The organism is Gilliamella sp. Bif1-4, from assembly GCF_001690535.1.
In the GTDB taxonomy this organism is placed as follows: Bacteria; Pseudomonadota; Gammaproteobacteria; order Enterobacterales; family Orbaceae; genus Gilliamella; species Gilliamella bombi.
The window spans coordinates 1-4,035 of record NZ_LZHC01000064.1 but is presented as its reverse complement, the minus strand read 5'-3'; the positions used below and the strand labels follow the sequence as shown (position 1 = coordinate 4,035).

Sequence of the window (4,035 nt, the reverse complement as noted above, 5' to 3'; positions counted from 1 at the left end):
TAAAAGTCTGGCGGCACCCTACTCTCACATGGGTAATACCCACACTACCATCGGCACTACGGCGTTTCACTTCTGAGTTCGGCATGGGGTCAGGTGGGACCACCGCGCTATTACCGCCAGACATATTCTGTTCTCTCTTTCTTAATTGCTGTCCATTATCTCATATCAACAACAATCACTCAATTCGGAACAAACTGTTTTTTCAATCTCTATTCTCTTTTCGATGATTTTCTCATCTAGGAATAACTTCTGCGTAACCCAAAACAACTCCGAGTTGTAAGGTTAAGACTCTCGGTTCATTAGTATCAGTTAGCTCAATGTATCACTACACTTACACACCTGACCTATCTACGTCTTAGTCTCAAACGGACCTTACTGAATCTCTTCAGGGAAAACTCATCTCAAGGCTAGTTTCGTGCTTAGATGCTTTCAGCACTTATCTATTCCGCACGTAGCTACCGGGCAATGCAATTGGCATCACAACCCGAACACCAGCGGTGCGTTCACTTCGGTCCTCTCGTACTAGAAGCAAACCCTCTCAATTTTCCTACGCCCATGGCAGATAGGGACCGAACTGTCTCACGACGTTCTAAACCCAGCTCGCGTACCACTTTAAACGGCGAACAGCCGTACCCTTGGGACCTACTTCAGCCCCAGGATGTGATGAGCCGACATCGAGGTGCCAAACACCGCCGTCGATATGAACTCTTGGGCGGTATCAGCCTGTTATCCCCGGAGTACCTTTTATCCGTTGAGCGATGGCCCTTCCATTCAGAACCACCGGATCACTATGACCTACTTTCGTACCTGCTCGAGCCGTCACTCTCGCAGTCAAGCTAGCTTTTGCCATTGCACTAACCTCCTGATGTCCGACCAGGATTAGCTAACCTTCGTGCTCCTCCGTTACTCTTTGGGAGGAGACCGCCCCAGTCAAACTACCCACCAGACAGTGTCCCTTACCTCGATTCAGAAGTATAGGTTAGAACATCAAACATTAAAGGGTGGTATTTCAAGGTCGACTCCACACACACTGGCGTGCGTGCTTCTTTGCCTCCCACCTATCCTACACATTAAGGCTCAATGTTCACTGTCAAGCTATAGTAAAGGTTCACGGGGTCTTTCCGTCTTGCCACGGGTACACCGCATCTTCACGGCAATTTCAATTTCACTGAGTCTCGGGTGGAGACAGCCTGGCCATCATTACGCCATTCGTGCAGGTCGGAACTTACCCGACAAGGAATTTCGCTACCTTAGGACCGTTATAGTTACGGCCGCCGTTTACTGGGGCTTCGATCAGGAGCTTCTGCATGCGCATAACCCCATCAATTAACCTTCCAGCACCGGGCAGGCGTCACACCGTATACGTCCACTTTCGTGTTTGCACAGTGCTGTGTTTTTATTAAACAGTTGCAGCCAGCTGGTATCTTCGACTGATTTCACCTACGTCCGCACGGGATTTCAATTACATATCAGCGTGCCTTCTCCCGAAGTTACGGCACCATTTTGCCTAGTTCCTTCACCCGAGTTCTCTCAAGCGCCTGAGTATTCTCTACCTGACCACCTGTGTCGGTTTCGGGTACGATTACCTATAACCTGAAGCTTAGAGGATTTTCCTGGAAGCAGGGCATCAATTACTTCACTGCCTTAGCAGCTCGTCATCACGCCTCAGAGTTTTAGTGACCGGATTTGCCTAATCACACCCCTACACGCTTAACCCACCATCCAATAGGTGGTAAACCTAGCCTTCTTCGTCACCCCATCGCAGTTATAGCCAGTACGGGAATATTAACCCGTTTCCCATCAGATACGCCCTTCGGCCTCTCCTTAGGGGTCGACTCACCCTGCCCCGATTAACGTTGGACAGGAACCCTTGGTCTTCCGGCGAGCGGGCTTTTCACCCGCTTTATCGTTACTTATGTCAGCATTCGCACTTCTGATACCTCCAGCATGCCTCACAACACACCTTCTACGGCTTACAGAACGCTCCCCTACCCAATACACTTGCGTGCACTGCCGCAGCTTCGGTGCATAGTTTTAGCCCCGTTACATCTTCCGCGCAGGCCGACTCGACTAGTGAGCTATTACGCTTTCTTTAAATGATGGCTGCTTCTAAGCCAACATCCTAGCTGTCTAAGCCTTCCCACTTCGTTTCCCACTTAACTATGACTTTGGGACCTTAGCTGGCGGTCTGGGTTGTTTCCCTCTTCACGACGAACGTTAGCACCCGCCGTGTGTCTCCCATGATTCAACTTGTCAGTATTCGGAGTTTGCATCGGGTTGGTAAGCCGGGATGGCCCCCTAGCCGAAACAGTGCTCTACCCCCAACAGTCACTCATGAGGCGCTACCTAAATAGCTTTCGGGGAGAACCAGCTATCTCCCGGTTTGATTGGCCTTTCACCCCCAGCCACAGGTCATCCGCTAATTTTTCAACATTAGTCGGTTCGGTCCTCCAGTTAGTGTTAACCAACCTTCAACCTGCCCATGGCTAGATCACCGGGTTTCGGGTCTATACCCTGCAACTTAACGCACAGTTAATACTCGGTTTCCCTTCGGCTCCCCTATTCGGTTAACCTTGCTACAGAATATAAGTCGCTGACCCATTATACAAAAGGTACGCAGTCACTATTACCCAACGGTAACAGCTCCCACTGATTGTACGTACACGGTTTCAGGGTCTATTTCACTCCCCTCCCGGGGTTCTTTTCGCCTTTCCCTCACGGTACTGGTTCACTATCGGTCAATCAGGAGTATTTAGCCTTGGAGGATGGTCCCCCCTTCTTCAGACAGGATATCACGTGTCCCGCCCTACTCTATAAGCTTCCACATAACGTACCTTCGTGTACGGGACTTTCACCCTCTATCGTGCGACTTTCCAAACGCTTCCACTAATACTTTATGCTACCCGCTTGGGCTGCTCCCCTTTCGCTCGCCGCTACTCAGGGAATCTCGGTTGATTTCTTTTCCTCGGGGTACTTAGATGTTTCAGTTCTCCCGGTTCGCCTCATCTAACTATGAATTCATTAGATGATAGTGTGGTTACCCACACTGGGTTTCCCCATTCGGACATCGACGGCTATTACGCTTTTTATCAGCTTACCGTCGCTTTTCGCAGATTAACACGTCCTTCTTCGCCTCTGATTGCCTAGGCATCCACCGTGTACGCTTAATTTCTTAACCTTACAACTCACAGTTGTCTTAGTTTAAATTACGCTTTCTTCTCTTTCTTACTTATTCTCTTTTTGTTTAGATTATTCAATTGAAGTTCAACAAACCTCAACTCAATCTATAATAAAAAGCTTTTCATAAAAACGAGAACTCGTTTCTTTCAGCTTGTTCCTAATTGTTAAAGAGCTTTATCTTTCTATTCACTTAAACCACTAAATCAAGTAAATACAAACATAATTTATTTTAAAAGAGACTTCTTTAATGGTGGAGCTAAGCGGGATCGAACCGCTGGCCTCCTGCGTGCAAGGCAGGCGCTCTCCCAGCTGAGCTATAGCCCCATTGTGTTCACTTCTTCAACCCGTTAAAGCCAAAACCAGCAAAACTTATGTTGAATTGGTGGGTCTGAGTGGACTTGAACCACCGACCTCACCCTTATCAGGGGTGCGCTCTAACCACCTGAGCTACAGACCCAATAAAGTGACTCTTTCTTCTAAACAAACAATCTGTGTGAACACTTACAAGCACTTCGTAAGGAGGTGATCCAACCGCAGGTTCCCCTACGGTTACCTTGTTACGACTTCACCCCAGTCATGAACCACACCGTGGTAAACGCCCTCCCGAAGGTTAAGCTATCTACTTCTGGTGCAACCCACTCCCATGGTGTGACGGGCGGTGTGTACAAGGCCCGGGAACGTATTCACCGTGACATTCTGATTCACGATTACTAGCGATTCCGACTTCATGGAGTCGAGTTGCAGACTCCAATCCGGACTTAGACGTACTTTGTGAGGTCCGCTTACTCTCGCGAGGTCGCCTCCCTTTGTATACGCCATTGTAGCACGTGTGTAGCCCTGGTCGTAAGGGCCATG

At 48.8% G+C, this 4,035-nt stretch carries 2 tRNA genes and 3 rRNA genes; all 5 read right to left on the bottom strand.

Features of this window, described 5'->3' with window-relative positions:
- Positions 1-5 precede the first annotated feature (5 nt).
- Positions 6-121: ribosomal RNA gene (gene rrf / locus A9G25_RS11030) — 5S ribosomal RNA — on the bottom strand.
- 157 nt (positions 122-278) lie between these two features.
- Positions 279-3,178 (bottom strand): 23S ribosomal RNA (locus A9G25_RS11025).
- Positions 3,179-3,428: 250 nt separating this feature from the next.
- Positions 3,429-3,504, bottom strand: a tRNA-Ala gene (locus tag A9G25_RS11020).
- A gap of 56 nt (positions 3,505-3,560) precedes the next feature.
- Positions 3,561-3,637: transfer RNA gene (locus tag A9G25_RS11015), tRNA-Ile, on the bottom strand.
- Positions 3,638-3,695: 58 nt separating this feature from the next.
- Positions 3,696-4,035, bottom strand: a 16S ribosomal RNA gene (locus A9G25_RS11010); the annotation flags it as partial.